The 26,125-nt window shown below is 50.9% G+C and carries 32 protein-coding genes and 2 tRNA genes; 11 read left to right on the forward strand and 23 right to left on the reverse strand.

What is annotated here, in order from left to right; genetic code table 11:
- Positions 1 to 45: 45 nt before the first annotated feature.
- The gene (locus HQN87_RS03750) at positions 46 to 732 is read right to left on the reverse strand and encodes a M15 family metallopeptidase (protein ID WP_173128032.1); all 687 of its coding nucleotides are present in this window, start codon (positions 730 to 732) and stop codon (positions 46 to 48) included.
- Between the two features lie 213 nt (positions 733 to 945).
- On the opposite strand from HQN87_RS03750, the gene HQN87_RS03755 reads away from it, so the two are divergent.
- Entirely contained in the window at positions 946 to 1,113 is a 168-nt protein-coding gene (locus HQN87_RS03755) for a hypothetical protein (protein WP_173128035.1), read from the forward strand.
- A 31-nt stretch (positions 1,114 to 1,144) separates the two neighbouring features.
- Here the strand turns inward: HQN87_RS03755 and HQN87_RS03760 are convergent, their stop codons facing one another.
- Positions 1,145 to 1,480, reverse strand: coding sequence for a YolD-like family protein (locus HQN87_RS03760; protein WP_173128039.1), 336 nt, complete (start codon positions 1,478 to 1,480; stop codon positions 1,145 to 1,147).
- A gap of 309 nt (positions 1,481 to 1,789) precedes the next feature.
- Between HQN87_RS03760 and HQN87_RS03765 the strand changes: the two genes are divergently transcribed.
- On the forward strand, positions 1,790 to 2,215 hold the full coding sequence (locus tag HQN87_RS03765) for a GNAT family N-acetyltransferase (RefSeq protein WP_173128042.1): 426 nt from the start codon (positions 1,790 to 1,792) through the stop codon (positions 2,213 to 2,215).
- Positions 2,216 to 2,302: 87 nt separating this feature from the next.
- On the opposite strand, the gene HQN87_RS03770 is transcribed toward HQN87_RS03765, so the two are convergent.
- On the reverse strand, positions 2,303 to 2,905 hold the full coding sequence (locus HQN87_RS03770; RefSeq protein ID WP_173128045.1) for a hypothetical protein: 603 nt from the start codon (positions 2,903 to 2,905) through the stop codon (positions 2,303 to 2,305).
- A gap of 200 nt (positions 2,906 to 3,105) precedes the next feature.
- Here HQN87_RS03770 and HQN87_RS03775 point away from each other — a divergent pair, with 200 nt between their 5' ends.
- A complete protein-coding gene (locus tag HQN87_RS03775; RefSeq protein ID WP_173128048.1) occupies positions 3,106 to 3,603 on the forward strand; it encodes a PH domain-containing protein in 498 nt (165 codons plus the stop codon).
- Here HQN87_RS03775 and HQN87_RS03780 read toward each other — a convergent pair whose 3' ends face one another.
- Positions 3,604 to 5,079 (reverse strand): glycosyl hydrolase, encoded by a 1,476-nt coding sequence (locus tag HQN87_RS03780; RefSeq protein WP_173128052.1) that lies wholly within the window; start codon positions 5,077 to 5,079, stop codon positions 3,604 to 3,606. It abuts the gene before it with no gap.
- A 259-nt stretch (positions 5,080 to 5,338) separates the two neighbouring features.
- Here HQN87_RS03780 and HQN87_RS03785 point away from each other — a divergent pair, with 259 nt between their 5' ends.
- Together HQN87_RS03785 and HQN87_RS03790 are read left to right on the forward strand one after the other, a co-directional pair.
- Complete coding sequence (locus HQN87_RS03785; protein ID WP_173128055.1) at positions 5,339 to 5,779, forward strand: NucA/NucB deoxyribonuclease domain-containing protein; 441 nt, start codon at positions 5,339 to 5,341, stop codon at positions 5,777 to 5,779.
- Positions 5,780 to 5,943: 164 nt separating this feature from the next.
- Positions 5,944 to 6,090 (forward strand): hypothetical protein, encoded by a 147-nt coding sequence (locus HQN87_RS03790; protein WP_173128058.1) that lies wholly within the window; start codon positions 5,944 to 5,946, stop codon positions 6,088 to 6,090.
- A gap of 48 nt (positions 6,091 to 6,138) precedes the next feature.
- Here the strand turns inward: HQN87_RS03790 and HQN87_RS33185 are convergent, their stop codons facing one another.
- Positions 6,139 to 6,294, reverse strand: coding sequence for a YjcZ family sporulation protein (locus HQN87_RS33185; RefSeq protein WP_379255664.1), 156 nt, complete (start codon positions 6,292 to 6,294; stop codon positions 6,139 to 6,141).
- 173 nt (positions 6,295 to 6,467) lie between these two features.
- Between HQN87_RS33185 and HQN87_RS03795 the strand changes: the two genes are divergently transcribed.
- The 3 genes from HQN87_RS03795 (at position 6,468) to HQN87_RS03805 (ending at position 7,566) form a co-directional block, all read left to right on the forward strand.
- Complete coding sequence (locus tag HQN87_RS03795) at positions 6,468 to 6,644, forward strand: YjfB family protein (RefSeq protein ID WP_173128061.1); 177 nt, start codon at positions 6,468 to 6,470, stop codon at positions 6,642 to 6,644.
- A gap of 142 nt (positions 6,645 to 6,786) precedes the next feature.
- Complete coding sequence (locus tag HQN87_RS03800; protein WP_173128064.1) at positions 6,787 to 7,329, forward strand: ImmA/IrrE family metallo-endopeptidase; 543 nt, start codon at positions 6,787 to 6,789, stop codon at positions 7,327 to 7,329.
- A gap of 72 nt (positions 7,330 to 7,401) precedes the next feature.
- Positions 7,402 to 7,566 (forward strand): hypothetical protein, encoded by a 165-nt coding sequence (locus HQN87_RS03805; protein ID WP_173128067.1) that lies wholly within the window; start codon positions 7,402 to 7,404, stop codon positions 7,564 to 7,566.
- 80 nt (positions 7,567 to 7,646) lie between these two features.
- Here HQN87_RS03805 and HQN87_RS03810 read toward each other — a convergent pair whose 3' ends face one another.
- A complete protein-coding gene (locus HQN87_RS03810) occupies positions 7,647 to 7,838 on the reverse strand; it encodes a hypothetical protein (protein WP_173128070.1) in 192 nt (63 codons plus the stop codon).
- A 34-nt stretch (positions 7,839 to 7,872) separates the two neighbouring features.
- Positions 7,873 to 8,676: an undecaprenyl-diphosphate phosphatase gene (locus HQN87_RS03815; protein WP_173128073.1), complete on the reverse strand. Its 804-nt coding sequence runs from the start codon at positions 8,674 to 8,676 to the stop codon at positions 7,873 to 7,875.
- A 196-nt stretch (positions 8,677 to 8,872) separates the two neighbouring features.
- On the opposite strand from HQN87_RS03815, the gene HQN87_RS03820 reads away from it, so the two are divergent.
- Both HQN87_RS03820 and HQN87_RS03825 read left to right on the forward strand, forming a co-directional pair.
- Entirely contained in the window at positions 8,873 to 9,061 is a 189-nt protein-coding gene (locus tag HQN87_RS03820) for a type II toxin-antitoxin system HicA family toxin (protein ID WP_254075362.1), read from the forward strand.
- Between the two features lie 41 nt (positions 9,062 to 9,102).
- Positions 9,103 to 9,531: a type II toxin-antitoxin system HicB family antitoxin gene (locus HQN87_RS03825; protein WP_173128079.1), complete on the forward strand. Its 429-nt coding sequence runs from the start codon at positions 9,103 to 9,105 to the stop codon at positions 9,529 to 9,531.
- A gap of 71 nt (positions 9,532 to 9,602) precedes the next feature.
- On the opposite strand, the gene HQN87_RS03830 is transcribed toward HQN87_RS03825, so the two are convergent.
- The 8 genes from HQN87_RS03830 to HQN87_RS03865 all read right to left on the reverse strand — a co-directional run bounded on the left by HQN87_RS03830 (position 9,603) and on the right by HQN87_RS03865 (position 17,568).
- Positions 9,603 to 10,961 carry a TrkH family potassium uptake protein gene (locus HQN87_RS03830; protein WP_173128082.1) on the reverse strand — a complete coding sequence of 453 codons (1,359 nt, stop codon included), beginning with the start codon at positions 10,959 to 10,961 and terminating at the stop codon, positions 9,603 to 9,605.
- Positions 10,962 to 11,111: 150 nt separating this feature from the next.
- Positions 11,112 to 11,471: a monovalent cation/H(+) antiporter subunit G gene (gene mnhG, locus HQN87_RS03835; protein WP_173128085.1), complete on the reverse strand. Its 360-nt coding sequence runs from the start codon at positions 11,469 to 11,471 to the stop codon at positions 11,112 to 11,114.
- Positions 11,461 to 11,754, reverse strand: a complete 294-nt coding sequence (locus tag HQN87_RS03840; RefSeq protein ID WP_036725027.1) for a Na(+)/H(+) antiporter subunit F1 — start codon at positions 11,752 to 11,754, stop codon at positions 11,461 to 11,463. Before HQN87_RS03840 ends, mnhG begins: the two co-directional genes overlap by 11 nt.
- Positions 11,754 to 12,236, reverse strand: coding sequence for a Na+/H+ antiporter subunit E (locus HQN87_RS03845; RefSeq protein ID WP_173128088.1), 483 nt, complete (start codon positions 12,234 to 12,236; stop codon positions 11,754 to 11,756). The genes HQN87_RS03840 and HQN87_RS03845 overlap by 1 nt, the downstream gene beginning before the upstream one ends.
- Before the next feature lie 5 nt (positions 12,237 to 12,241).
- Positions 12,242 to 13,717: a Na+/H+ antiporter subunit D gene (locus HQN87_RS03850; protein WP_173128091.1), complete on the reverse strand. Its 1,476-nt coding sequence runs from the start codon at positions 13,715 to 13,717 to the stop codon at positions 12,242 to 12,244.
- On the reverse strand, positions 13,714 to 14,046 hold the full coding sequence (locus HQN87_RS03855) for a Na(+)/H(+) antiporter subunit C (RefSeq protein ID WP_173128094.1): 333 nt from the start codon (positions 14,044 to 14,046) through the stop codon (positions 13,714 to 13,716). The genes HQN87_RS03850 and HQN87_RS03855 overlap by 4 nt, the downstream gene beginning before the upstream one ends.
- Entirely contained in the window at positions 14,034 to 16,889 is a 2,856-nt protein-coding gene (locus HQN87_RS03860) for a Na+/H+ antiporter subunit A (RefSeq protein ID WP_173128860.1), read from the reverse strand. Before HQN87_RS03860 ends, HQN87_RS03855 begins: the two co-directional genes overlap by 13 nt.
- A gap of 46 nt (positions 16,890 to 16,935) precedes the next feature.
- Positions 16,936 to 17,568 carry a universal stress protein gene (locus HQN87_RS03865; protein WP_173128097.1) on the reverse strand — a complete coding sequence of 211 codons (633 nt, stop codon included), beginning with the start codon at positions 17,566 to 17,568 and terminating at the stop codon, positions 16,936 to 16,938.
- A 436-nt stretch (positions 17,569 to 18,004) separates the two neighbouring features.
- Between HQN87_RS03865 and HQN87_RS03870 the strand changes: the two genes are divergently transcribed.
- A complete protein-coding gene (locus HQN87_RS03870; RefSeq protein WP_173128099.1) occupies positions 18,005 to 18,883 on the forward strand; it encodes an alpha/beta fold hydrolase in 879 nt (292 codons plus the stop codon).
- Positions 18,884 to 19,015: 132 nt separating this feature from the next.
- Here the strand turns inward: HQN87_RS03870 and HQN87_RS03875 are convergent.
- From HQN87_RS03875 to carA, 8 genes are all read right to left on the reverse strand, one after another.
- Positions 19,016 to 19,089, reverse strand: a tRNA-Ile gene (locus HQN87_RS03875).
- A 47-nt stretch (positions 19,090 to 19,136) separates the two neighbouring features.
- Positions 19,137 to 19,213 (reverse strand) — tRNA-Met (locus tag HQN87_RS03880).
- A gap of 83 nt (positions 19,214 to 19,296) precedes the next feature.
- Positions 19,297 to 19,461: a hypothetical protein gene (locus tag HQN87_RS03885; RefSeq protein WP_019909365.1), complete on the reverse strand. Its 165-nt coding sequence runs from the start codon at positions 19,459 to 19,461 to the stop codon at positions 19,297 to 19,299.
- Between the two features lie 81 nt (positions 19,462 to 19,542).
- Complete coding sequence (locus HQN87_RS03890; RefSeq protein WP_173128102.1) at positions 19,543 to 19,767, reverse strand: hypothetical protein; 225 nt, start codon at positions 19,765 to 19,767, stop codon at positions 19,543 to 19,545.
- Positions 19,768 to 20,093: 326 nt separating this feature from the next.
- Positions 20,094 to 20,735 (reverse strand): orotate phosphoribosyltransferase, encoded by a 642-nt coding sequence (gene pyrE, locus HQN87_RS03895; RefSeq protein ID WP_173128105.1) that lies wholly within the window; start codon positions 20,733 to 20,735, stop codon positions 20,094 to 20,096.
- A complete protein-coding gene (gene pyrF / locus HQN87_RS03900; RefSeq protein ID WP_246553781.1) occupies positions 20,732 to 21,448 on the reverse strand; it encodes an orotidine-5'-phosphate decarboxylase in 717 nt (238 codons plus the stop codon). Before pyrF ends, pyrE begins: the two co-directional genes overlap by 4 nt.
- Positions 21,449 to 21,637: 189 nt before the next feature.
- Entirely contained in the window at positions 21,638 to 24,859 is a 3,222-nt protein-coding gene (gene carB, locus HQN87_RS03905; protein ID WP_173128111.1) for a carbamoyl-phosphate synthase large subunit, read from the reverse strand.
- 1 nt (position 24,860) lies between these two features.
- The gene (gene carA, locus HQN87_RS03910) at positions 24,861 to 26,042 is read right to left on the reverse strand and encodes a glutamine-hydrolyzing carbamoyl-phosphate synthase small subunit (protein WP_173128115.1); all 1,182 of its coding nucleotides are present in this window, start codon (positions 26,040 to 26,042) and stop codon (positions 24,861 to 24,863) included.
- Positions 26,043 to 26,125: the final 83 nt, after the last annotated feature.

Consider the following 26,125-nt stretch of genomic DNA (forward strand, 5'->3'; position numbering starts at 1 on the left):
ATCGCTGATAATTTCCCCATCCGGGACAGCATCTATACAGAGAAGTTATTCCTTCACAATGTTCACAGTCTTGGTGCGCGCATCATAGGTTACCTGGGCACCCAGCGCTTCAGCGATGGCACGGACCGGAGCATAGGTTGTGGCATTGTCCATCAGCCCGTTCGTAAGCTTCCGCCCGTTCAGCGTGATGTTAATGGGGATATCCTTATTCACCTCTGGTTCACCTCCGTTAATGCGGCTTAACGCGGCTGTGACCTGCTGCGCCGCCGGCCGTTTACCGGCTTTAAGCTGTGAGGTAGTCAGGCCGAAGCTCATCTGCAGATGGGCATAATCTTTGAAGGAGGTCCAGTCCCCGCCCCATTCGAAGCCAAGCTTCTTGCCCTCCTGTGCAACCTCCTGCCAGTCTGCCACCTTATCACCGTCTCCGTCCCGGTTAATATCCCAGGATACACTTTTACCATCCGGCAGCAGCAGTGCGAAGTCAATCGCCAGTCCATAATTATGGTAGCTGCTCCCGCCCCGGGCATTAGTCACAATATCGCCCTTCTTCGTTCTTCCCTGAGCATAAAGCTCATTCTGCTGCGCTATCGTGCGCATTCCCTGCGTAATGAGGATCGGCACTCCCCGGTTATAACAACGTCTAATCAGCTCTGTGGTCCCTGCCAGCACAGCCGGATGCAGATTGCCGAGCTTCCCGGCCGATTTACTCTTCACTTGTTCCAAAGTCAGCATATACTCACCCCCTTATATAGTTAATGCCCCCTTTTCCCGTGTTGCTTGTACGAATAACCTATACAGCCCGTAAAATTCGGATGTACTATCCGTATAATCAGAAATAAGACCCCCGGTATTCCAGGGATCTTGTTCAGCCGGATGGATTCCGCCATAACAGGCCAGAATAAGTAAGCGGACCTGTAAGTCTTAATACATGAAAGGTGGTTGAACATGGATATTCACAGCGACAGCTACAAAATAGCCGCGCTTAGCGACCAGGAGGATGTCGTGGAGGTGATCCGTCAGGCTGAATCGGAGATTGCCCGGATGACCGGGAACCCGGAAGTGACGCTGATTGCCTATGAGAAGACGGACCGGGCCGGGAACGGGAGTAACTAAGGACTCCTTTTACAGGCAGAGCCTTCCTTCGTCAGACAATATAAGCCTCGACAATGTCATCTATAAGCAGCCACTTCCATTCCTCCGCCCACTGCAGCTTAATCTCACGCGAGTGGGTGTGAATGGAGGTTACGAATCCGCTCAGCAGCTTCTGCTCCAAAGGGTCAAACAGCACTACCGTCACCCGCACATGACTCCGCAGCGATAAGGCCAGCGTATGCTCAATCTCCTCCACCTTCTGCTCATCCAGAACCGGTCTCAGGCTGCGCCAGGCCTCCCGTTCGTCTCTCCTGATCCCGCTCTTATGCTCCGTAAGCAGGATTCTACTGCTCTCCCGCAGACTGCCCGCTTCAAGCTTCTTGCCCATTACCTATTCCCCCACTCTATGTGTGTATAACCCGGACTCATTATCTTGCCGCCTATGTACCGAACGTATGTTTGTATTATATCCGTGATCCCTCTTGTTAGGCAAGCAGAAATTAATGTCAGTAAAAGGACGCAGAAGGAGGGCCAAACATTCTCTGGAGTCACTGTAATCCCATAAGAGAAGTAATACAAGTACACTCTATATAGCACCACACCTGCATTGAAACATCCATACCGTGGTTCTAGTAATTTGTCTAATCTGATGCCATCATTAAGGTGAAGAGTAAGAAAAGGAGTGGAGACGAAATTTATGATTAGAGCTGCAAATGTGGAGGATCGTGAGGATATTTCCAGACTATTGACGCAATTAGGTTACCCGGATACGGAGACTTTTATGAAAGAGAACATAGAGAGATTTCTTGCTGACCCCAACGAGGAATTAATGGTCTATGAAGCGGAAGGAGGTGTAATCGCCTGTCTGTCCCTGCATTATATCCCGCAATTGGGCATGAGAGGAGATATCGCCTCCATTAGTTATTTGGTTGTGGACTCCTCCGTTAGAAGTAAGGGCATTGGTCAGGCATTAGAGGAATACGCCTCAGCTTGTGCCCACCAAAGAGGATGTGCTAGTATCCAGGTTCATTGTCATTCCAGAAGAATACAGGCTCATAAATTTTATGAGAGACAAGGCTTCAAGGAGGCCCCTAAGTACTTCTCAAAAAGGTTAGACATATGATTCAACCGGCAGCAAAAAGACGCCCACAGTTACACTGTAAAGCGTCTTATCAGAAACACCTTGCGCGATCACAACTCTCTTATCCGCTTACTTCCCTGAAGTAGTCTCTGTGCCGCCAGTACTTGGAGCTTTTCCGATATCTGCCCCTGCTTCTGACACGGTTCCTGTTACGGCCTTCTCCGGCTCAATCAGTCCCGCTGCGAGTCTGGCTTCGTTCAGCTTGGAAATGCCGTACAGCATCGCTACGTCTGCCTGCTGATTCATCGCGTTGAACTCCTCGGCGGTTACATCGGGAGATACTGCGCTTTGGGAAGCCTTTTCCTTGAGCTGATAGGCGCTTTGGAACGCGATAACCGAATCTCTAAGCAACGTCTGCACGGTATCCGGCAGGCTCTTCGAGATTTTGACATCGTTCACCTGATCTGCAATCTCGGAGGCCGTATCCTGGAAACGGTTAACCGCCTTCTGCAATTCTTTGTCCGTCGCTTGTCCGGTGGAATAAGAGGTTAGCGTGGTGTTGAAATTCTCCAGCGAGGATTTGCCCATTTCGTCATATTTTGACATTTCATTGTAAAAGCTCTGCACTGTCTCCTGCACCACTTCCTCTGAAGCAGGTTCAGCACTGTTATTGCCGCAGGCACTAAGTAGAACAACCACCATAATTAGTCCTGCAAATAAAGCTTGTCTCATAGTTAATATCCCTCCACTTAACAGAATAATATCGAATTTTGTTAAGTGCAAATGAAATTAATGTAAAAACCGCGGTTATGAAACATATTTCAGCGGTTAAGCGTATTCATATGGGGAAATAGAAACAAGAACCCCGTAATGACCGGGAATTCTTGTTATACTATAATGAAATTATACGTTAGATGAGAGGGAGTTATCTTATGCCTTATTGCACAGCCTGTGGTGCGGAGTACAAGCAAGATGCCAAATTCTGCGGAGAATGCGGAGCAAGCACAGAGAATCACAATACACCGGCAGCAGCACAGCGTCCGGCGGCTGGCCGCCGCTCCGGCTCCGGTACGGAACAAGAATTATGGCAGGGCAAGCCTGCCGGCATATCCGACCGTCTCAAGGGGCTGGTCGGACTGAATTCAACCAAGTATACGATTACGTCCCAGCGGATTATGGTGAAGAGCGGACTGATCGGCAAGGATGTCGAAGAAATCGAGCTCCTGCGGGTGAACGACTTCTCCGTCAGCCAGTCGGTCATGCAGCGTATGCTGGGCATCGGGACGCTTATAATTTTGTCAGACGATGCCTCTTCTCCACAGCTCCCCTTCTATAGAATCCGTAAGGTTCAGGATGTGAAGGATATCCTGCGCCAGGCCGTCCGCGACGAGAAGATCGCCAACAACATCAGCTACCGCGAGCAGATCTGATTAGGGAAGGTAGAGGGCTCCTGCCGGAATTACGCTTTTGGCCTGGCTGGGGCTCTCCCACATAAGTACTGCACGCGCATCCCCCTGGTTCTCGTAGTACTCCACCTTCAGCTCATGCAGCTTCCCCGCAATCAGCTTCACTGTGCCCTTCCGTTCCTGCCCGCTCTGCTTGATCCAGCTGTCGATAATCAGCTTCCCGTCAATCCATACCCGGATTCCGTCATCTGAATAAGAATAGATATTGTAAGTCTCAGTGTAGGCCGCACTCAGTCTGCCGCTCCAGCGCACGGAGAACAGATCTGCATGAACCGCCGGACCCGGCGCGGACTGCCTCCAGGCGAAGTTAATGTTGGCATCCGTCCGGGTGAGGGCAGGCGTGCCGCTAAGCGTAATATTATTATAGTATTGCCCGTACAACCCCTGCTTCGGAAGCTCGCCGCCTGTTGAAGCAAATTCCGCCGCCTTAGCCGCATACTCATCCCTGGTGAACACAGCACCATTCTTCATAAAAGCCTGAATCGTAGCATCGTTGTTCCGCTCATACAGCAGCTTGCCCCAGGTCATCTGGTAACTCCATTTATTCTGCGTTCCTGTCAGCACCGAAGGCGGCGGAAGCTCTCCGTTCTCACCTACGGCGATCAGCTTGCCGCGCCCCAGATCCCACAGGCTGTCATGATGGCTTGCCTTGAAATCCCCCTCGTAGATATCTGATGCCAGCACATCCACTCTTCCGCTGCCCGGATAATACTTCGCCAGTTCATCGCTCCACTCGTTCTTGGCATTCGGGCTCCATACCCAGAGCAGATTATGCAGCTTATGATAGACGGTGTAGCGCTCAAACATAATCTCCCAGAGGGTAACGAAGGAAGACTTCTGCCCCCACCAGAACCAGCCGCCGTTCATCTCATGATAGGGCCTCCAGAGTACAGGCACGCCGGCGTCATTCAGTTTTTTCAGGAAAACAGCCACCTTATCCAGCTCGGCAATCATCGCCGTATATTCGGGCGTTCCCGGTGTGATATATTTGCTGAAATTAGCTTCACTGAGGCTCATGGAGACATTCGTCCAGGCCGGGGCCGTACCCGGCAGATGGGCATGATAGGTCATGGCCACAATGCCCCCGGCTTTGTGCCAGCGGATGGCACTGTCCGTAACCCCCTGCCGCTGCCTGCTGATTAACTGTTCCGTCTGATTGCCGATCGGCCCCATCTCATAGCCGTGAAGTCCGGCATAGCTGCCAGCCGTATTCTTCAGCTTGTTATTGAGATCATCCGGGCTCTCCAGATAGTCATGCTGTCCGCTGATCATCCCCTGCCCCTGCAGCCAGTACAAGGTTTCCAGCAGCTGCTTGGCCGGAGGGCCCAGCTCATCATCCGCAGGTGCCATCAGCACTTTGCGAAAAGCCGCCTGCCACTGCACATCACCAATGAGCCGTGAGGCCGAATCCAGCAGATCCCTGAGTATGCGCTGTTCCACAGTTTCCACCATCCTTTTCCTAAATATAAGAATTTATATGCTTCACGCCATACATTATCCTTCTATTTCTCGCTGAAACGGTACGTCCTGTACAAGGACAACAAAGCCGTTTCTGCTTGGTGTTTGTACATATTATGACGAATTATGGAATCTCAGCACGGCGAATCCCTAAGAAATTGGACTGTCGCAATCCTGTACTCTTACGCTATACTATTGTGAGCATAGGCTATATACCCACAACATGTGCAAAGGAGCAGATATGAAAGCCAAAAAAACGTTCACCAGTCTCTTGATTCTCATCTTGCTCAGTCTGGCCGCTTACTGGTTCGGGGAGAACGGGCAGCTGCTGCCGCAGACCCCTTCTACAGATCCTTCGGAGGTAGTGAAGCTGGAATTCCCGTCAGAACGCTACCCGGAGACCGCCAGACATATTCAGGAGGCCATCCGGAAGGGGGAGTCTGCCATCTGCACCATCGACCGGAATGAAGCGGAGGAGAACCGTAAGGCATCCCTGAAGGGTGTCCCCACCAAAAAAGGCTATGACCGGGATGAATGGCCCATGGCCATGTGCGCAGAAGGCGGTGCCGGCGCACATATTGAATACATAACCCCCGGCGATAACCGCGGGGCAGGAAGCTGGGTCGGCAATCAGCTGGAGGACTTCGCCGACGGTACCCGGGTGGAGTTCATGTTCAAGTAAACAGGAGGCTGCCGGATTGGACTTGCACAGAGCTGAACCCCTGGCCCTGCTTAGTTATTCAATTTCACCGCGATAAAGCGTAAAATGAAATGGGATAATCTGACTTAGATGGAGAGCCTGAAGTGTTCTATATCTGTTATCGGGGGAAACGGCTGTACGGCCCTATGTCCGAGGCTGAAGCTTTGCAGGAATGGTTCGCGCTTGCAGGAACAATCAGGGAATTATATATCATTGAAACCGACGAAGCCACAGGCCGAATCAAACGTCAGATCGGACCGGCGGTCCGTAGTTATAAAAAGAAAAAGAAATAGCCCTGTCCGGCAACAGCCGGACAGGGCCACACTTGCTACAGGCTGGTTTTAGAATAAGCAGGCTTTAGTGATAATAACCAGCAGAATGAACAGTACCAGAATTGCACCCGTCGAAGTCCAAGGGCTTGCTACCGGAAGGATTGGTGGTCCCTGATTCACTCCACCTACGTTATTTCCACAACCGCAACCATACTCTGCTCCCATAATTAATTCCTCCTCTTGAATATTGAATACAGCACAGAATATGTGGAAATCCGCCCCGTTGCATGGGCCAATCGGCAAAGAAATGTCATTCACCTAACGGACAGGCGGCCAGCAGTCGATAATAAGTAGAGGAAGCATCGTCGCTTCCAGACTACCCAGAAGGAGGTGACTACATGGATATTGCAGCTTTATCCGTTGTCATGAGCCAGTCTTCCTTACAGCAGGCCGCAGGGCTGCAGGTAATGAGCCTCGCTAAGGAGCAGGCGCAGACGGATGCCCAGAACATGGTCCAGATGCTGAGTCAGGCCACACACCCCACCTTGGGAAAAACACTTGATATTCGGGCGTAATTCCTTTATGCTTACATACATAGGAACACTCGTTCCATATTTCAGCCGCTTGAGTTGTACGTGCGCTGAATTGCTAAGCCCTTGCGGGCTTTTCTTTTGGCCAATAACACGAACATACGATCTTATATTGGGGTGATTGAATATGCAAGGCTATTATCAGATGACCGCTTTGGAGAAATGGACAGAGGATCTATACCAGCGTATTGGCGTCCGTAAGCCATCCGACATATCCATTGACTACATAGCCGAACGGCTGAATATTTGGGTGCACTACCTGGACGTCAGAAGCAAGGGGATTGAAGCGACGGCCGGAATGTACAGTATGTTCATCGACAACAGGCTGCCTCCCGAGCTGCAGCGGCTGGAATTCCTCCAGGTGCTCTGCCACCTGCTCCGGCATGCCGGTAAGTCTACCCTGATGCCCGGACAATTCACACAGGCGCAGAAGGACGAATCCGACCGGTTTATTCTGTATGCCTCCATGCCCTATTCGATGATCGCTGCGAATGTCCTGCCCGAACTCCGTGAGGATGCTGTGGCCGAACTCGCTGTAGCCTTCCAGGTTCCCGTCCCTCTGGCGCTGCAGCGGATTGATCAGATCCAGAGACGGATTTTTCAGGGGCAATTAATGGCTGTAATGGAGCGGAACGAAGACAGAAATATAATCCACAGACATATTCGCTAAGCGCTGCGGGGATAATACGGTACAGAGATAAGGGCATGGTGAGACTCTACTGTAAAGGGGATCAAGATCAACGTGGACGCCATACAAGTCATTCAATTACTGCTGACTCATCCTGATTACAGCGTGGATGCGGTTCATCCCGAAATCCCGGATTTCGTGGGTATCGAGACGATTGAAGTGGACCACGAGACCCAGACCTTCTCCATTCTGCTGCAGGAGCCCAAGGAATACGGCTGAACCTCCGAAGCAGCTTACACGTAAGAGACCCCGCCAACTTCCGGCAGGGCCACCTTGTATATGAAGATCATTCAAGCCAACTAGCCTGTGCTTACAAACTGGACAACCCCGATAACCACCAGGAACAGCAGGATACCGAGTACGATCGCAAGGACGGTCCTGCCTAAGTTGTTGGCGGGTTGCCGGGGCGCATTCTCCATATTGGTTAGACGGGCCTCCAATACAGCAATCCGCTTCTCCAGTTCCCGGTTCTTGTTCTCTGCTTCGGTCATTGCCACTCTCCTCAATGATTTATTTTAAGAATAGTTACAGGATGACAATTACATAGAATAGGCCTGCTAATACAAACCGGTATAGAGCAAACCATTCCAGGCGCAGCCGCTTAATTAGCTTGATGAATGTTACTACCGCTATCATTGCCACGATGAAGGAAGTAATAAATCCGATTAGCATCAGCACAAGCGCATCCGAACTCAGCAAATCACGGCTGTCGTACAGATCCAGGAGGCTTGCCCCGAACATGACCGGCACGGAGATCAGGAAGGTGAAGTCTGCCGCGGCCTTCTGGCTGGTTCCCAGCAGCAAGCCCCCTGATATCGTCGAGCCCGATCTTGAGAAGCCGGGCCACAGCGCCAGACACTGGAACAGTCCGATCCCGAAGGCTTGTTTATAATTCAGACCGTCCACGGTCTCTGCCGTTTCGGTTCTCTTGCTGCGTGCGGCGAAGATCATCAGCAAGCCACCGGCAATAAGCCCTATTAAGACGGGCTTCGGACCGAACAGCTGGCTTTTAATCGTGTCCTTGAATAGCAGATAGATGATTAACGCCGGCACCATAGCGAGGATCATATGAATGGCGTTCAATCCCTTACTCTTTGCGAAATCCATCTTAAGCATATTCACACCAATGTTCAGGTACTTCTTCCAATACAGCAGCAGTACTGCCATCACTGCCCCCAATTGTATCACAATCTTAAAGGTTACTGCCGTGTCTCCGTCAAAGTCCAGCAAATCCCCTGCCAATACAAGATGTCCGGTGGACGATACCGGTAGAAATTCCGTCAGTCCCTCTATAATGCCCAATATGATTGCCTTTATTGCGTCCGTCACCGTTAAATAGTCCCCTTTCGGAAATAGATCAATATATTTCCAGTATAAGAGGCGGGGAGGAAATTCCCCATCGTTATATCTTACAATATCGGATTTGGTGTGACATAAATGTCATGTGCGATTGTGATAGTAATGCGCGTTACAATATAATCTGAAAGGCGGAGAACGCTTGGGCACACAAGTTACAGTACGGGAAATGCTTAGAGCCTTGCAGGATGCCGGATTCATACCTTCACTTAATTATGGCAATCGCGGAAGCCACCAGCACTATATATACCGTACTGACCCGGCTCGATACGCTGATGTAAGCGTCCATGCAATGGGGCAGGTAATACCAAAAGGCACACTCAAAAGCATTGAACGAACTTCCGGAGTTATATTTTAATAATTGGGGTTTCCCTTAACCTATAAGAGGAGAATGAAAAAATGGCGAAATGGGTGCAACGTTATATTTATCCAGTAGTTGCTGAACAGGGCGAGGATGGCGGTTATGGACTGTATTTTCCGGATTTTCCCGGAAGTGCGATTCTTGCACTCGACATTCAGACCGCTGTCCGTAACGCAAAAGATATGTTAGTCGATTTCCTATTAGAGTTAGAAGATAACGGAAACATCCCTCCAAATCCTTCTGCCCCTGAACAGATTCAGCTAGAAGACCCGGCCGACAAAGTTATTTTCATTGACGTATTTATGCCGCCCTACCGTGACGAAGCAGCCAACAAGTCTGTAACCAAAAACTGCACACTGCCAAAGTGGCTGCGGGAAGCGGCAGACGAAGCCGGCCTTAACTTCTCACAAATTCTCCAGAACGGTCTTAAGGAAGCCTTGGGATTAGATAAACGCCAGGAACGTTAAGAGACATGCCAAACAAGCCCTTCCGCTGATTAACGGGATGGCTTGTTTTCGGGTGATTGAAGACTTAATCTTTAGCCGATAAGCAGCTTATCCTCCGGATACCGATATTTTTGCTTCACATTTTTTTGTGCCAGTGCCAAAGCTAGAGTCAAGGGCCCTAGTCTCCCGATGTACATTGTAATTATGATGATACATTTCCCCAGGGGCGAAAGCTCCTGCGTTAGATTCATAGACATTCCTACAGTTCCAAATGCTGAGGTTACTTCAAAGAGAAGCGCCAGGAAGTCTTTAGGATGAGCATATTCTGTAATGGATAGAAGAAAGGTGGCTGTAAGAACTACGCCCAGGGATATGGTCAATACTGCGAGTGCCCGGAATATGATATCCTGGGAGATCCGTTTTTTAAGCAGCTGCACATCTGTTTTCCCCTTAATCGTTGAGACGATACTTAACATAAGTACAGCAAAAGTAGTCGTTTTTATACCTCCTCCCGTCGATCCGGAAGAAGCCCCTACAAACATCAGGAAAATCATAAAAAATTGTGAGGCCGGGAGCATTGCTCCAATATCAATAGAATTAAAGCCGGCTGTACGGGTAACAACACCCTGAAAATAGGCCGCCCAAAACCTTTCGCTCCATGAGAGGGAACTAAAGGTTTCCGTATTAAAGAGTTCTATCGCAAATATGACCAAAAACCCTGCCATACAAAGGAGCCCGGAAGTAATTAAAACTATTTTAGTATGAAGCGAAAGATCTCTCCATCTTCTTTTCCGGTACAGATCCAGAATCACCGTGAATCCAATCCCGCCGACGATAAACAAAAGGGAGATCACAATATTAACCAACGGATCACCGACATAGCGGCTCAGACTGTCTGGCCACAATCCAAATCCGGCGTTATTAAAGGCAGACACTGAATGGAATATCCCATAATAAATTGACCTTGCTGTTCCTAGTTCATTGGCCCATCGAAGAGCCAACAATATAGCTCCAGCTGTCTCCACAATAAACGTAATGAGAAAGATACTGAGCGATAACCGCACGACTCCTTGTGTGGTTACAGAATTAGATGATTGCTGGATAAGCAGGCGTTCTTTTAGTCCAATCTTTTTGCCCATGATCACGGCGATCAAAACACTGAATGTCATAAATCCCAAACCGCCAATTTGAATCAGAAGTAAGATGATCATCTGTCCAAAATAAGAAAAGTCGGTACCGGTATCAAGTACAACAAGTCCCGTTACGCATACGGCTGAAGTCGAAGTGAACAGAGCTGCCAGCCAGCCTATACTAAGTCCGCTGGACGAAGATATCGGCAAGGCCAGCAGCACTGTACCCAGCAAAATAGGGACGGCAAAACCGAGCAAAATGATTCTGGATGAGGTCAGTTTGAGATTTGTGATGAAGGATGAAATTCTGTTAAAGAACATAGTTTGGCTCCATTCAGCTTATTAAAAAGAGCCCGCTATAAGCAAGCTCCTTCAATACCGATTTAGATCCCTATTATAGAATTTATCCATTTCATTGTACAGGAGCATCGTCTCCAATTACGCTCAGCTCAGCAATTCAGCGATTAACTGTTATTTTACAGACATTTCCTTGCTTTCTTCCTCCAGCACCTTCAAGTCATCCTGAACGCTTCCCTTCCATAAGGGCACTCCGGAACGGTAGGCAGCCCGGCCATTCAGGTGACCTGCTACCGGTGAAGTGATGAATACAAATACAATCGCCAGCAGAAGCTTGACGTTAACCGTTCCGTCTTTGAACCAAAAGTACAGGAAGCCTCCTGTCAGCAAACACAATACCCCGAAGGTTGCACTTTTGGTAGCCGCATGTGAACGCAGATAGACATCGGGCAGCCGTACTAAGCCGAAGGCACTTAAGCCGCAGAAGACTGCACCCATTACCACAATCATCGAGCTAATCAGTTCACCTGTCATTGGGGTTCCCTCCATCTTCTATAACGGCTCCCCGTTCAATATATCTGGCCAGTGCCGTAGTACCAATAAACGTCAGAATCCCGATAACCAGGATGACTTCTATAAAGTCCTGGGTATCCAGCAGCATACTGAAGACGGTTATCATAGCGAGTACATGAATGCCTATCGTATCGAGGGCGGCAACCCTGTCGGAGCGGGTTGGCCCTTTCAGGAGACGGAACAGGCAGGCCAGCATCGCCAGAGCCAGAATGATCATAGCCACGGTTAGCATAACTGGGATCATTAACGGGTCACCTCCCTAATCGCTCGTTCGAAAGTGCCTCTAATCTGCGTGACCAGCAGCTCTGCATCTTTGATATCAATAGCATGAATGTACAGCGTCTTGCCATCCTTGGACACATCCAGGGTCAGGGTTCCCGGTGTCAGACAAATCAGGCACGAGAGCAGTGTGACTTCCCAGGGCGTGGTCAAAGCAGTCTCATAAGCAAAGATACCGGGACGTATAGCCAGTCGTGGACGGATAATATGACCTATGACCACGAAATTCGAAACCGTAAGTTCACGGGCAAAGATCAGCAGAAGCTTAAGTACAGCCCATATACGTATGAGATAGAATGGCCGGGACTGGGACCTGGATTTCCTAAATAACAGTAAAAGCCCGATGCCCAGCAGATAACCTACAACGAAGCTTGAACCGGAGTTATTATTATTTATCGCCATCCACAGAAAGGCAATCAACAGATTAAACAGGAATTGTAAGGCCATCTCCTCTACTCCTTCATTATGGCTTCTATATATAGCGCAGGTGAAGCCAGAACGTCACCAGCCTGCGATACATAAGTATACACAACCTCCGCCCCGATCCCCATTGCAATCACAAGCAGCAGCAGGCCGGCAGCCACAGCCGAAGCAGCCTTCAAGCTCACCTTAGGCTGCTCTTCCTTGGGTTCATTTCCCCAGAATGCCAGCCGGAACACCTTCATCAGGGAGAACAGCACCATAAAGCTTGACCCCAGACCAATGAGAGACAACGTAAGCATCCCCTCTGACAACGCTCCGCGGAGGATCATAATTTTGCCGGCAAAACCGCTAAGCGGCGGAATCCCCACCAGGGCCAGTGCCAGAATGAAAAACATCCAGCCGAGAAGCGGATACTTTCTGATCATCCCGCCCATATTGCCTAGCCGGTCGGTTCCGGCTGCGGATATAATCATCCCGCCCAGAATAAACATAAGTCCCTTGGCCAGCATATCGTGCAGCAGATAGAAGACTGCCCCATTCATTGAATCTGCAGTCCCCGCAGCGAGTCCAAAGGCTACAAATCCAACGCTGATAATGATGTTATAATTCAGAATCCGCGGGATATCCTTATAAGCCACGGCCCCCAGGCTGCCCAGGATCATGGTAGCAGCAGCCATCCAGGCGATCCAGTCATGGGTGAAGCCGGGATCGTTCACGAACAGCAACGTGAAGGTGCGGATGATTGCATAGAGTCCTACTTTGGTCAGCAGGGCACCGAATAACGCTCTGACAGCCGCCGGAGGCGCACTGTAGGACCCTGGAAGCCAGAAGAACAGGAATAGTCCGGCCTTCAGGGAAAATACAATCAGGAACAAAACAGCAATCACATTAAGCACACCGCCTTGTCCCGCTTCAGCGATACGCTGGGACAGGTGCGCCATGTTAAGTGTTCCTACCGCTGCATAGAGATAAGCTACCGCTGCTACGAACAGTGTCGAGGATACGATATTGATAAGCAGGTATTTCGACGTTTCTCTTAGCTGAAGCTTGGTCCCTCCGAGTGAGATGAGCGCATAAGAAGAAATCAGCATGACCTCAAAAAAGACAAACAGGTTGAAAATATCTCCGGTAAGAAACGAGCCATATACCCCGACCAGCAAAAACTGAAAGAACGTATAGTAATAGAACCGCTCCCGCTGCTCTCCAATACTGCTGAAGGAGTAGCACAGAATCGCAAAACTGACGATCGAAGCCATCATTACCAGCAATACAGCAAACATATCCCCCACAAAAACAATGCCATATGGAGGAAGCCAGCCCCCCATCTGCAGGGTCTGAATGCCCTCTGAGTGGACACGTGTAACCAGCAGCACCGCAATCAGAATATTCAATAGGCCGCTGAGCGCACTAATCACGCGCTGAAGCCGGATCTTCTCTTTGAGAAAAATCAGGATGACCGCCGTAGCCAGCGGAATGAGAATCGGGAGCACCAATAGATTGCTCATTCGTTGTCCTCCTTAATGCTGTCCATTTCATCAGTACCCCGCGTCTGATAAGACCGGTATGCGAGTACGAAAAAGAAGGCTGTGACTCCAAAGCTAATGACGATGGAGGTTAGAATGAGCGCCTGCGGCAGCGGATCAACATAGGTATCCGCTTTGCCTAGTACAGGCGCTGCACCCTTTTTGAGCCCGGCCATCGTGAGCAGCAGCAGATGGACTCCATGCGTCAGCAAGGAGGTGCCCAGCACAATGCGCAGCAGGCTTTTGGACAAAATCAGGTAAACACCGATCATGAAGAGAATTCCGACCGCTACCGCCATTACGAGTTCCATTTCTTCTCCCCTCCGATCGATAAAATGATGGTCATCGTCACGCCGACTACAGCCAGGAATACGCCAAGGTCAAACAGGACGGCAGTCGCCAGCTCCGTATCCCCAAGTACTGGCAGATGGAAGTGGCCGAACGTATGACTTAGAAAAGGAGCGTCAAACAGGAATGAACCTGACGCTGTCAGAATAGCCAGCATGAGCCCGGAAGCGGTCAGCAGCCGGTAATTCACAGGGAGCACCTTGCGTACCTGATCCCTGCCAAAGGCGATGGCAATGAGCATAAGCGCAGCAGAAGCCATCAAAGCCCCGATAAAGCCTCCCCCGGGATGATTATGTCCGGCAAAGAACAGATACAGGGAGAATATCAGAATGATAAGGACAACGCCCTTCGAGATCGTCTGTAGAATCACATCATTGCTGCGCAGCGGCAATATTTCTTCCTTTGCAGGCTCCAGCGGCGGTAATTCTGTCTCCATTCTCAGATGAATCAGACCATAAATGGCCAGTGAGGCGATGCCAAGCACCATGATTTCAAACAAGGTATCAAATCCGCGGAAATCTACCAGGATGACGTTGACGACATTCTTGCCGCCAGCCAGGTTATAGCTTTCCTTCAGGAAAAACTCGGAGATCGGTTCAAACGGACTGGTCCCCATCGCCGCCAGAGCAATCAACGTCATCGTGATCCCGGCTCCCACCGCTATAATTAAATTGGGCAGCTTAAAGCGTAGCGGCTCCTTCTGCTTCTTCAGCTTCGGCAAGTACCGGAAACAAAGAAGGAACAGAATGACCGATACGGTCTCTATAATCATCTGTGTGAGTGCAAGATCCGGTGCCCGAAAAAGCACGAAGAGCAACGTCACCATGTACCCCACACCACCGGTGAACAGAATCGCGCTCACACGTGACTTGGCAAATGGAACTGCAAAGGCAGCCAGCAGCATGGCTGCTACAACAGCTAGTTCATAAAAAGACAATGAGGCATACTGATCCATACCAAAGCTAATGCCCGGCTGCCGGAGCAGAACTGTGAGCAAGGAAATGATGAAAAAGCTGAAAATATAGATCAGGTAATGGCGGCCCGAGCCAGTCATATAGGCATCGGTTAAGCGTCTTGAACCCTGCTCGAGCAGTCTTAACGAGAAGTCATACATCCGGCTCAGTGCATTGGTGCCGCCGGCTTCACGGTCTAGTACACGTAACCGGGTATAGATTCTAAACAACAGCGTACCTGCTGCTATAACGCCGAGGGTCATGAAGATTTCCGGTGTCCAGCCATGCCAGAAATGAATAGAAACCTCAAAGGCTTCTTCTGGTGCGAGTAATCCCGTATGGATGGAAGACATGGCCGGTTCAATCAGCGTAGCAGAGACCAGGTCAGGGAAGAAAGCAAACACTACAGCCAGTGAAATTAGAATCACCGGTGACAGTAAGAGACCCAGTGGAGCTTCATGAGGCACTTTATCCAATTTGTCTTCCTTCAGCTTGCCGCGGAAGGTCTTGAAGACAAAGATCATGCTGTATACAAAGGTAAATACACTGGCAATCCAGGCAATCACCGGAAAGAGCTGGGTCCAGTATCCTGAGCTCAGGATGTCAAACTCCCGGATATTGAGGACAGAAGTGAAGAACATTTCTTTACTGAGGAATCCGCTGAATGGCGGCAATCCGGCCATGGAGAAGGTCCCGATCAATGCGATAGAGAAGGTGACCGGCATGAGAGACATAAGCCCACCAAGCTTGCGCAGATCACGGGTACCCGTCTCATGGTCAATGATGCCCACGACCATAAACAGACTGCCTTTAAATACAGCATGGTTAATAAGGTGAAAAAGCGCTGCTGTAGTAGCCATCGTATAGAAAACCGCATCCCCCGTACCGGTAAAGAAGGCTGCCGCCGACCCCAGTCCAAGCAAAGACATGATCAAGCCAAGTTGACTGATCGTGGAGTACGCGAGTAAGGCCTTGAGATCGGTTTGCCGGATCGCTTTGAACGACCCATAGATCAGAGTTACCAGTCCTGTGACTGAGACCAGCCAGAACCACTCGGATTGTCCGGCATACAGCGGGGTGAGCCGCGCTACCAGATAGATCCCCGCCTTAACCATGGTAGCCGAGTGAAGATACGCACTGACCGGAGTCGGCGCTTCCATGGCATCAGGCAGCCAGATATGGAACGGAAACTGGGCAGATTTCGTAAAGGCTCCCAGGAGAATAAGCAGCATGGACGGGATAAACATTACACTTTCTGTCAAAGTCCCTGCTTGTGCAACAATCTCACGTATACTATAAGTGCCGGTCATTACATATAGCAGATTGAATCCGGCAAGCATTGCCAGACCGCCGAACACCGTGATCAGCATGGACTTCATTGCTCCATAGGAGGATCTTTCCCGCCGGTGCCAGAAGGCAATGAGCAGGAACGAGGATATGCTCGTCAGTTCCCAGAATCCGTACAGCACCATCAGATTATCTGACAGCACCACTCCTAACATGGCTCCCATGAACATGAGCAGGTAGATATAGAACTGGCGGATTCCCTCCATGAGCTTATCGAGATAATAAATCGAATAGAGCACCACCAGGGCACCCATCCCGGTAATGAGCAGGACAAAGAGCAAGCTGAGTCCATCCAGTACCAGCGAGATATTCACCCCAAAGGACGGCATCCAGGTGATACTGTTCTCAATAGGCTCTCCCGCCCGGATGAATGGAATTCTCGTCAGGAAATAAATGAAGAGAGCCGCAGGAAGGGGCAGAACGATCCAGCCCAGGTGAAACCGGGTGTTCTTCTGCTTCATCAGCAGCATTAGCGCAGCCAGCAAAAACGGAAGCAGGATAATCATATGCAGCAAGGCTTAATCCCCCTTTCTAGTATTTGGTATAATCCGCTTAACGGGGCTTCACCCATTCGTTCTGTACAATTCTCAAATATTGCGCTTCACCGTTTCTGACAATTTTGAACAAGCCGGTATTGAAATCTGTATCGAGCTCACGAAAGAAAACCCCCTTCATGGCTTCATTCCCATCCGGTTCATCCATAAGGATATGGCGGTCGCCCTCTTGGACCAGATAAGCAGAGAATCCTTGCTCATGGGACTGCTCCAGCAGCTCCGGATACCGCTGTACGGCAACGATATGAAGATCAATCGGACCCATCCGCTCCAGCAGATCATTGATAAAGCTTCCCCGTGTAATCTCCTGCCACAGCGTTTGGCTTGACTGTCCGAGTACAATTTGTGTGATTTTGTGATCCTTTGCAGTCTCCACAATCACATCAGCCGTTTTTTTGCCATTACATTTGCGGATCACAAATTGTCCGCCAGCCTCCTTGGTCTGATTCTCCCAGCCGGACAGGTACTGCTGCTTCTCCCTGTTATATTCATTGTCTCCGGATGCATCTACAGTGAGTACCATCAGCGGGGCATTGAGCAATCTTGCCAATTGTCCTCCGCGCTGTATTAACCGCTGCCCGTGCGGCCCGTAATGTACACACACCATGATGCTCTCATTGTTCATTTCCATTTCAAACCCTCCACAGCAGTAAATTTGTTCCAGTAAAAAAACACAAAAAGAGCCCGCTGTTGGCAGGCTCCTCCGGTTCACTCCGTATACAATTATTGCAATTATATAGTCACCGAAGGAGAAAGTAAAGGCCATTTGCGGTGAATAATCCGGGAAGCATCAGGGGAGCCTGTGTGAAAAGGAGGAATTCCTCATGTTAATACGTAAAATAATATGCTGCATTTCCCTGTTCGCCGCTATGTTACTACTTGGCTGGAAAATGGATAAGTTAATAACTCCTAATACGGCAGTTCCGCAAACCAGCAGCTTTTCCGTTGAAGAATTTAGTTTCCGTACCGAAAGCCTCAATGATCCGGTCCCCATTAGCGTACCCCATCTCCCCCGGGAATATGTTAGAATCAGACTAAACCCTTGAATTGAATGGGAGTAGAGAGATATGCTCAGAAGTACCCGGACATTAGAGCTAGAAAATGGGACATTCCTTGAATATACAATTGCCGGAACAGGGACGCCCATTTTACTTTTTCATGGCGGGCACTCTAATTGTAATGAAGAGTTTGGATACAAAAATCTGTTGGAGCAGGGCTATTCGATCATTACTCCTTCGCGGGCCGGTTACGGCTCAACAAGCAAAAAACTTGGACTTTCGTTAAATACGGCTTGTGAGGCTTATCTGCAATTGATCAATCACCTTAATGTATGTACGGTTCATGTCATTGCTATATCAGCTGGCGGACCCACCGGTATAACCTTCGCTTCCCTCTATCCAGAGCGCGTCAGCAGTCTTGTCCTTCAATCTGCCGTATCCAAGGAATGGCATACTCCTAAAGACGCTATTTATAGAATGGCCAAATTATTATTTCTTCCGGCCACAGAAAAATATACATGGAAGCTTGTTTCCTTCTTCAGCCGTACCTTTCCAAATTTCATTCTAAAACAGATGGTACCTTCATTCAGTACCCTTCCCGTACCTGAGGTCTTGCAACAGTTCAGCCAAGAGGATATTGAACAATTTGTCGCCATGAATCAGCGCCAGCGCTCCGGCCATGGGTTTATGCTTGATCTTGAACAGAGTGCGGCCTTCACACCCTCCAAACTACAGAAAATTATGTGTCCGACCCTGATTATCCACAGTAAAAATGATAAGGCTGTTTTACCGGAGCATGCATTGTCAGCTTATCACCATATCCCCGAATCCAGACTATGCCTTCTTGACTCATGGGGACATTTGATATGGCTGGGCAGTGGAGCCCGGAGCGTTGACACGGAATTGAACAAGTTTTTGTGTAGCAAATTTATCAGGCCATCCATTTAATACTCTGCAATACTTTCTCATACTGCCTCCAAAGTGTTAAAAGTCCTTCGCCTAAAAAATTCGTCCCTTTGATTATCCCCTGCAACTATGAAAACAGCAAAAAACCCTTACAAAGTAAGGGTTTTAGTGAAGTGGGCCCTACAGGACTCGAACCTGTGACCAATCGGTTATGAGCCGACCGCTCTAACCAACTGAGCTAAGGGCCCGGACTAGGATATCCGTATTATACAAGTGCTGTCAGGTGTAATAAGATTGGTTGCGGGGGCAGGATTTGAACCTGCGGCCTTCGGGTTATGAGCCCGACGAGCTACCGGGCTGCTCCACCCCGCGTCAGTAAACATATTCAAACAGCGACAATAGATAATATACAATATAGACATGGATAAAGTCAAGGATGATTTTGGTTATTTAATTCATGGCAGAAAGCGCACACCATAACGGCCCTTGCGGGAACGGTAAATTTCTACAAACCGCGGATCATGATAACCATAGATCCAGCCGTCCTGCTCCAGTCTTTTGGCGAGGCAGCCTGCTTGAAATCTTGTCCTGAACAGCTTAGCGAAGTAGATCCAATTCATGATACCCTCTTCTCCTTTTTCGCATTAATATATGCCTTTGTGTTATTTATCATGCCCAGTTTTGCAATAAAAACTGGACAACTACTCTGCTGAGGGGTTGGCAAATTCTTGCACCGTGCGCCATATTCCGCAGGTTGGCAGGTGATAACCTTGGAGCGAAGCCTGCTCATCGGGAACAGTTGGATTTTGTACACTTAAGTATCCTGATATTGTCGTTTCAGTGGAGCTAAGTGGATTTTTGTCATCTAATTCTGCTACTATTCTGGGAATCACCATTTCGGGCGTAAACAAATGCTGTTTTTCCAACTAGCTTCCTCCATGCTGAGATTTCGCATAATTAGATGACGTTTTTCCACTTGCTTATATAGGACATCCTTAAGAATAATTTGCACTTGAAGGTGAGTCGTTACTGCGATGAATAAAGTACTTCCGGCGTCTTAAAGAACCTCCGTAAGGAACGGAAGATAAAGCTTGAAGGGCTGGGAACCGGAGAATAGCTGGTGAAGTCGGGTGATTGAGGGGCAGCAGCGCCCCTCTCAACCTATGGCAACCAAAGAAGCCCAGCCGCCTGTAAAGGCACTGGGCTTCTTGCTGTATTCCCGTTCAGGCTGCGGCTTCAAGACCAGCCTGTATTATACGCCGAACGCGGCGGGATCTTTGCGCCAGGATTGCAGCAGCGCTACATCGCTCTCAGCGATCTTACCTTGATCCAGCGCAACGCCGATGAGGGTGCTGTAGTTGGACAGGCTCTGCAGCGGGATATCCGCAGCCGCGAAGGCTTCAACCGCGCGGTCCAGCTCGTAGCTGAAGATAGCCAGAACGGCCAGCGGGACGCCGCCTGCTTCCTGCACAGCCTGCGCGGCCTTGATCGAGCTGCCGCCTGTGGAGATCAGATCCTCGATGACAATGACCTTCTGGCCGGGAGCGATCAGTCCCTCGATCTGATTCTGCTTACCGTGGCCTTTGGCCTTGTCACGGATATAAGCCATCGGCAGACCGAGCTTATCGGCCACCCAGGCCGCGTGCGGGATGCCGGCGGTTGCAGTCCCCGCAATCACCTCAGCGTCCGGATAGCTGGCTCTGATCAGCTCTGCGAAGGCATCGGCAATATAGTTACGGACAACCGGGAAAGACAAGGTCAGGCGGTTATCGCAATAGATCGGCGATTTAATGCCGGACGTCCAGGTGAAAGGTTCCTGCGGCCGCAAGGCTACCGCTCCGATCTCCAGCAGGTAACGTGCAACTTGTTCACTTTTATTCTCTAATGGGCTCATACTTCGCTCATCTCCTCAATAATGGTTAGTGCTGCGGCGCGCGGATCTGCCGCCGCCGTAATCGGCCGGCCCACTACCAGATAGTGGCTGCCTTGCCGGATAGCCTGTCCGGGGGTCATGACCCGGGACTGGTCGTCCAGCGAAGCACCGGCAGGCCGGATGCCAGGGGTCACTGTACGGAAATCCGGGCCGCAGGCAGCGGCAATTACCGCTGATTCCTGCGGCGATGCTACCACACCATGCAAGCCGGCTTCTGCTGCAAGCTTGGCGTAACGTACAACCGTATCCGTCACTGAACCGGCAATACCGATTTCGCTGTTCATCACTTCCTGGCTGGTGCTGGTAAGCTGGGTTACCGCGATAATAAGCGGGATATGCAGCGACGGATGCAGGCTGACTGCCTTCGCCGCCCCTTCCAGTGCAGCAGCCATCATGGCGGCTCCCCCGGCAGCATGAACATTGAACATATCGACCCCGAGCAGGGTCAGGCTCTCCGCTCCGCCCCGCACCGTGTTCGGAATATCATGCATTTTGACATCAAGGAATACGGAGTACCCCCGTTCCTTCAGCTCGCGGATGAAGTCAGGCCCGGCAGCGTAGAACAACTGCATGCCCACCTTCATATAGCAGGGGATTCCCTCCAGCTGGTCGAGTAACAGCCTTGCCTGCCCCGCATCCGGGTAGTCCAGGGCTACCATCAGCCGTCCGGCCATTTCATTACGCTTTTCTACTTGTCCGACGTTCTCATGTTCATGTTGCTGCTGTGCTGCGTTCCGCTCCATTTGCCAACCTTCTTTCCACCTGTGATTATGCAACGTTCAAGGTCCCGGGCATAGGTGAACGGTCTGCGCTAACGCAAACCGTCCTTGTAGCAGCCTATTATGGCTGCCCCGCACTATATATTATTGTCCGACAAAAGCAGGCATCGACTCGGACGAGAAGTTAATCGTCTGCAGCATTATCAGCAGCGCCGTTACCGTATCGAGCGAGGTCATACATACAACGCCGTTCTCTACTGCTTCACGGCGGATACGGAACCCGTCACGTTCAGGAGTCTTGCCTTTGGTCAGTGTATTGAAGACGAAGTTCGCTTGACCGCCGCGGATCAGATCCAGAATGGTCGGCTCGCCTTCATCCAGCTTGTTGACGTTCATCACGTTCAGCCCGGCCTGCTCCAGCGCCGCTGCTGTACCTCCGGTAGCGATGATTTTGTAGCCCATGGCATGGAAGCCCTTCATCAGCTCAACCGCTTCTGCCTTGTCTTTGTCAGCTACAGTAACGATGATTGCGCCGGTCGCCGGAATCTTCATTCCTGCGCCGATCAGGCCTTTGTAGAGCGCTTTGGCGTACAGCTTGTCGCGGCCCATCACCTCGCCGGTGGATTTCATCTCCGGTCCAAGAGTCGGTTCTACTCTGCGCAGCTTGGCAAAAGAGAACACCGGAACTTTTACCGACACATAATCGCTCTCCGGCCACAAGCCTTCCGTATACCCATCTTCCTTCAGCTTGCCGCCGAGGATGATCTTGGTTGCCAGATTCGCCATCGGGATGCCGGTCACCTTGCTCAGGAACGGAACCGTACGCGAGGAGCGCGGGTTAACCTCAATGACATACACTTCATTCTGATAAATAACGAACTGGATGTTGACCAGTCCAATGGTCTTCAGTTCCTTGGCGATCTTGATGGTGATCTCGGAGATCTTCTGCTTCAGGCCTTCATCCAGATATTGCGGCGGATAGACTGCAATGGAGTCGCCGGAGTGAACCCCTGCGCGTTCCACATGCTCCATAATCCCCGGGATGACTACCGTCTCGCCATCGCAGATCGCATCGACCTCAACCTCTTTGCCCAGCATATAACGGTCAATCAGCACCGGATGCTCGGGATTCACTTTTACCGCTTCAACCATATAGCTCAGCAGCTCTGTATCGTTGTAGACAATCTCCATCGCACGGCCGCCCAGGACATAAGAGGGACGAACCAGCACCGGATAACCGAGCGCCTGCGCCGTTTCGACGGCTTCGTCAATATTGATCACCGTCTTGCCTTTGGGCTGTGCGATATCCAGACGGGCCAGCAGCGCTTCGAACTTCTTGCGGTTCTCCGCTTCATCAATGCTCTCCAGGCTAGTGCCCAGAATATTCACACCTGCTGCCGCAAGCGGCGCAGCCAGGTTAATGGCAGTCTGTCCGCCGAACTGTACGATAACCCCGATTGGGTTCTCCTGGGCAATCACGTTCATGACATCCTCGAAGAACAGCGGTTCAAAGTACAGGCGGTCCGAGGTATTGAAATCCGTTGACACCGTCTCTGGATTGTTATTGATAATGACGGCTTCATAGCCGGCCTTCTGGATAGCCCATACCGCATGGACAGTGGAGTAGTCGAACTCAATCCCCTGGCCGATGCGGATCGGACCGGAGCCCAGCACGATCACCTTCTGCTTATCGGAATGAATGACCTCATTCTCCGTCTCATAGGTCGAATAGTAATATGGCGTCGAAGCTTCAAATTCTGCGGCGCAGGTATCCACCATTTTGAATACCGGAACGAGTCCTTGCTGCAGACGCATCACACGCACCTCGGATTCCTTGGTGAATGCCCCGCCCGGACGGCCTTCGGCACGGATCTCGGCAATCGCCCGGTCGGTGAAGCCTTTGCGTTTGGCCTGATAGAGAATCTCTGCAGACAGAGTCTCTTCCCCGCGGATCTCTTCCTCGAAGCTCACGAGTCCTTCGATCTTGGAGAGGAACCACCAGTCCACATTCGTAATATCCTGAATCTCCTGCAGCTCATAGCCGCGGCGGAAGGCTTCGGCGATCAGGAACAGGCGCTCATCATCCGGCTTGGCAAGTCTATAGCGCAGCACACTCTCTTCAAGCAGCTCCGCTCCCGGCAAGCGGAAACGGTGGACACCGATCTCCAGCGAGCGGATCGCCTTATGAATTGACTCTTCGAAGGTCCGGCCGATCGCCATTACTTCACCGGTCGCCTTCATCTGGGTACCGAGCTTGCGGTTCGCAGAGATGAACTTGTCGAACGGCCAGCGCGGGATTTTGCTGACGATATAATCCAGTGTAGGCTCGAAGCAGGCGTAAGTCTGGCCGGTCACCGGATTGACGATCTCATCCAGCGTGTAGCCCAGAGCAATCTTGGCGGCCATCTTGGCAATCGGATACCCGGTCGCCTTCGACGCCAGCGCCGAGGAGCGGCTTACGCGCGGATTCACTTCAATCACATAGTACTGATAGCTCTGCGGGTCTAATGCGAACTGTACGTTACAGCCGCCTTCAATATTCAGCGCGCGGATGATCTTCAGGGAAGCACTGCGCAGCATCTGATATTCACGGTCAGACAACGTCTGGCTTGGAGCTACTACGATACTGTCGCCAGTATGTACGCCCACCGGATCGAAGTTCTCCATATTGCAGACTACGATACAGTTGTCGTTCGCATCACGCATGACTTCATATTCGACTTCCTTCATGCCGGCGATGCTCTTCTCCACCAGACATTGGCCGATCGGGCTGTAACGGATACCGGCCTTGACGGTCTCGCGCAGCTCTTCTTCGTTGTCGCAGATCCCGCCCCCGGTTCCGCCCAGCGTGTAGGCAGGACGTACGATCAGCGGATAGCCGATCCCGGAAGCGAAGCCCATGGCTTCTTCCACGCTTGTAATAATCGCACTCTCCGGCACCGGCTGATCCAGCTCGCGCATCAGCTCGCGGAACAAGTCACGGTCCTCTGCCTTCTCGATGGATTCGAGCTGGGTACCCAGCAGCTTCACGTTCTCGGACTTCAAGACTCCGGCACGGGCCAGTTCTACGGCCATGTTCAGCCCGGTCTGTCCGCCGAGTGTCGGCAGCAGTCCGTCCGGGCGTTCCTGGCGGATAATGGCGGTCACGAATTCAAGCGTAATCGGTTCAATGTATACTTTATCCGCCATATTGGTATCGGTCATAATCGTCGCAGGGTTGCTGTTGATCAGGACAACCTCCACGCCTTCTTCTTTGAGCGCCTGGCAGGCCTGTGTGCCTGCATAGTCGAACTCAGCGGCTTGACCGATGACGATCGGTCCGGAGCCGATAACCAGTATTTTTTTGAGTTTATCGTTCTTAGGCATGTTATAGAGCTCCTTTCACGGCTTCAAGCTGTGGTGCAGATGGTTTCGGTGCCGTGATTCTGGCATTGGCCGCAAGCTGCGCCTGGCGTGAGCCTGCCGGCTGATTCGCCTTGTGTTCTGCGATCAGCTCCAGGAAACGGTCGAACAAGTAACTGCTGTCATGCGGTCCCGGCGCCGCTTCGGGATGATACTGCACCGAAAATGCGGGGTAGCGGGTATGCTTCAGTCCTTCAACAGTCTTATCGTTGTTATTGATGTGTGTCACTTCAAGATCCGTGTTCACTACGGATTCCTCATTCACGGTGTAACCATGGTTCTGGGAAGTGATGAAGCAGCGTCCGCTCTCCAGCTCCTTGACCGGATGGTTCCCGCCGCGATGGCCGAATTTGAGCTTCTCTGTATCTGCGCCGCAAGCCAGGGCGAACAGCTGATGACCCAGGCAGATCCCGAAGATCGGGTATTCACCGAGCAGCTCGGAGATAGTCTGTACAGCGTAAGGAACATCCTTCGGGTCCCCAGGACCGTTCGAGAGCTGAATCCCGTCCGGGTTCAGGCGGCGGATCTCATCTGCAGTCACATCGTGAGGCACCACAACCACATCACAGCCGCGGCTGTTCAGCTCGCGCAGAATGCCTGTCTTCGCGCCGTAATCCACTAGTACAATACGTTCCTTGTGGCCCGGGCTGCTGTAAGTCGTAGTTGTGGAGGTACGGGCTACCTGGTTGCGCAGCTGTTCAATGGTGGTATCGCCCATCATTTCCATCAGCTCTTCCACACGCTTATTAGAAGTGGTGAGGATGGCCTTCATCGTGCCGTAATGGCGGATAATGCGGGTGAGCATACGGGTATCAATCTCGCTGATGCCGGGAATGTCATATTCCTTCAGCAGATCGTCTACACTGTATTCAGCACGCCAGTTGCTGGGTACCGATTCGTGGCGCCGCACTACAAAGCCGTGTACAAAAGGACGCACGGATTCAAAGTCATCACGGGTAATGCCGTAATTTCCGATCAGCGGATAGGTCATCGTAACAATCTGACCGCAGTAAGAAGGGTCCGACAATACCTCCTGATACCCCGTAATTCCTGTGTTAAATACAACCTCGCCCGTCTTTTCGCCTTCCGCGCCAAATGCGGTGCCTGTAAACAGTGTTCCGTCCTGAAGCAGCAATCTCGCCTGCATGCCCTTCCACTCCTTCTAGTTTCTGTAGTCTGACTCTTATGTCACAGCCATGCAGCCCGGCTGCATATATTCATTCTTGCTCC

It is taken from the genome of Paenibacillus tritici (assembly GCF_013204885.1).
GTDB lineage: Bacteria > Bacillota > Bacilli > Paenibacillales > Paenibacillaceae > Paenibacillus_AQ > Paenibacillus_AQ tritici.

What these genes read in the sequence shown, in the direction of transcription:
- HQN87_RS03825 (WP_173128079.1), top strand. Translation starts at nt 9,103, where the DNA reads ATGGCGAAATGGGTGCAACGTTATATTTATCCAGTAGTTGCTGAACAG.
- HQN87_RS03865 (WP_173128097.1), bottom strand. Translation starts at nt 17,568, where the DNA reads ATGGAAATGAACAATGAGAGCATCATGGTGTGTGTACATTACGGGCCG.
- pyrE (WP_173128105.1), bottom strand. Translation starts at nt 20,735, where the DNA reads ATGAGCCCATTAGAGAATAAAAGTGAACAAGTTGCACGTTACCTGCTG.
- carB (WP_173128111.1), bottom strand. Translation starts at nt 24,859, where the DNA reads ATGCCTAAGAACGATAAACTCAAAAAAATACTGGTTATCGGCTCCGGA.
- HQN87_RS03855 (WP_173128094.1), bottom strand. Translation starts at nt 14,046, where the DNA reads ATGGAACTCGTAATGGCGGTAGCGGTCGGAATTCTCTTCATGATCGGT.
- carA (WP_173128115.1), bottom strand. Translation starts at nt 26,042, where the DNA reads ATGCAGGCGAGATTGCTGCTTCAGGACGGAACACTGTTTACAGGCACC.
- HQN87_RS03850 (WP_173128091.1), bottom strand. Translation starts at nt 13,717, where the DNA reads ATGAGCAATCTATTGGTGCTCCCGATTCTCATTCCGCTGGCTACGGCG.
- HQN87_RS03885 (WP_019909365.1), bottom strand. Translation starts at nt 19,461, where the DNA reads ATGAATTGGATCTACTTCGCTAAGCTGTTCAGGACAAGATTTCAAGCA.
- HQN87_RS03820 (WP_254075362.1), top strand. Translation starts at nt 8,873, where the DNA reads ATGCTTAGAGCCTTGCAGGATGCCGGATTCATACCTTCACTTAATTAT.
- HQN87_RS03790 (WP_173128058.1), top strand. Translation starts at nt 5,944, where the DNA reads ATGTCCGAGGCTGAAGCTTTGCAGGAATGGTTCGCGCTTGCAGGAACA.
- HQN87_RS03785 (WP_173128055.1), top strand. Translation starts at nt 5,339, where the DNA reads ATGAAAGCCAAAAAAACGTTCACCAGTCTCTTGATTCTCATCTTGCTC.
- pyrF (WP_246553781.1), bottom strand. Translation starts at nt 21,448, where the DNA reads ATGGCCGGACGGCTGATGGTAGCCCTGGACTACCCGGATGCGGGGCAG.
- HQN87_RS03775 (WP_173128048.1), top strand. Translation starts at nt 3,106, where the DNA reads ATGCCTTATTGCACAGCCTGTGGTGCGGAGTACAAGCAAGATGCCAAA.
- HQN87_RS03770 (WP_173128045.1), bottom strand. Translation starts at nt 2,905, where the DNA reads ATGAGACAAGCTTTATTTGCAGGACTAATTATGGTGGTTGTTCTACTT.
- HQN87_RS03830 (WP_173128082.1), bottom strand. Translation starts at nt 10,961, where the DNA reads ATGTTCTTTAACAGAATTTCATCCTTCATCACAAATCTCAAACTGACC.
- HQN87_RS03795 (WP_173128061.1), top strand. Translation starts at nt 6,468, where the DNA reads ATGGATATTGCAGCTTTATCCGTTGTCATGAGCCAGTCTTCCTTACAG.
- HQN87_RS03760 (WP_173128039.1), bottom strand. Translation starts at nt 1,480, where the DNA reads ATGGGCAAGAAGCTTGAAGCGGGCAGTCTGCGGGAGAGCAGTAGAATC.
- mnhG (WP_173128085.1), bottom strand. Translation starts at nt 11,471, where the DNA reads ATGACAGGTGAACTGATTAGCTCGATGATTGTGGTAATGGGTGCAGTC.
- HQN87_RS03765 (WP_173128042.1), top strand. Translation starts at nt 1,790, where the DNA reads ATGATTAGAGCTGCAAATGTGGAGGATCGTGAGGATATTTCCAGACTA.
- HQN87_RS03840 (WP_036725027.1), bottom strand. Translation starts at nt 11,754, where the DNA reads ATGATCCCAGTTATGCTAACCGTGGCTATGATCATTCTGGCTCTGGCG.
- HQN87_RS03845 (WP_173128088.1), bottom strand. Translation starts at nt 12,236, where the DNA reads ATGGCCTTACAATTCCTGTTTAATCTGTTGATTGCCTTTCTGTGGATG.
- HQN87_RS03860 (WP_173128860.1), bottom strand. Translation starts at nt 16,889, where the DNA reads ATGATTATCCTGCTTCCGTTTTTGCTGGCTGCGCTAATGCTGCTGATG.
- HQN87_RS03755 (WP_173128035.1), top strand. Translation starts at nt 946, where the DNA reads ATGGATATTCACAGCGACAGCTACAAAATAGCCGCGCTTAGCGACCAG.
- HQN87_RS33185 (WP_379255664.1), bottom strand. Translation starts at nt 6,294, where the DNA reads ATGGGAGCAGAGTATGGTTGCGGTTGTGGAAATAACGTAGGTGGAGTG.
- HQN87_RS03750 (WP_173128032.1), bottom strand. Translation starts at nt 732, where the DNA reads ATGCTGACTTTGGAACAAGTGAAGAGTAAATCGGCCGGGAAGCTCGGC.
- HQN87_RS03810 (WP_173128070.1), bottom strand. Translation starts at nt 7,838, where the DNA reads ATGACCGAAGCAGAGAACAAGAACCGGGAACTGGAGAAGCGGATTGCT.
- HQN87_RS03800 (WP_173128064.1), top strand. Translation starts at nt 6,787, where the DNA reads ATGCAAGGCTATTATCAGATGACCGCTTTGGAGAAATGGACAGAGGAT.
- HQN87_RS03870 (WP_173128099.1), top strand. Translation starts at nt 18,005, where the DNA reads ATGCTCAGAAGTACCCGGACATTAGAGCTAGAAAATGGGACATTCCTT.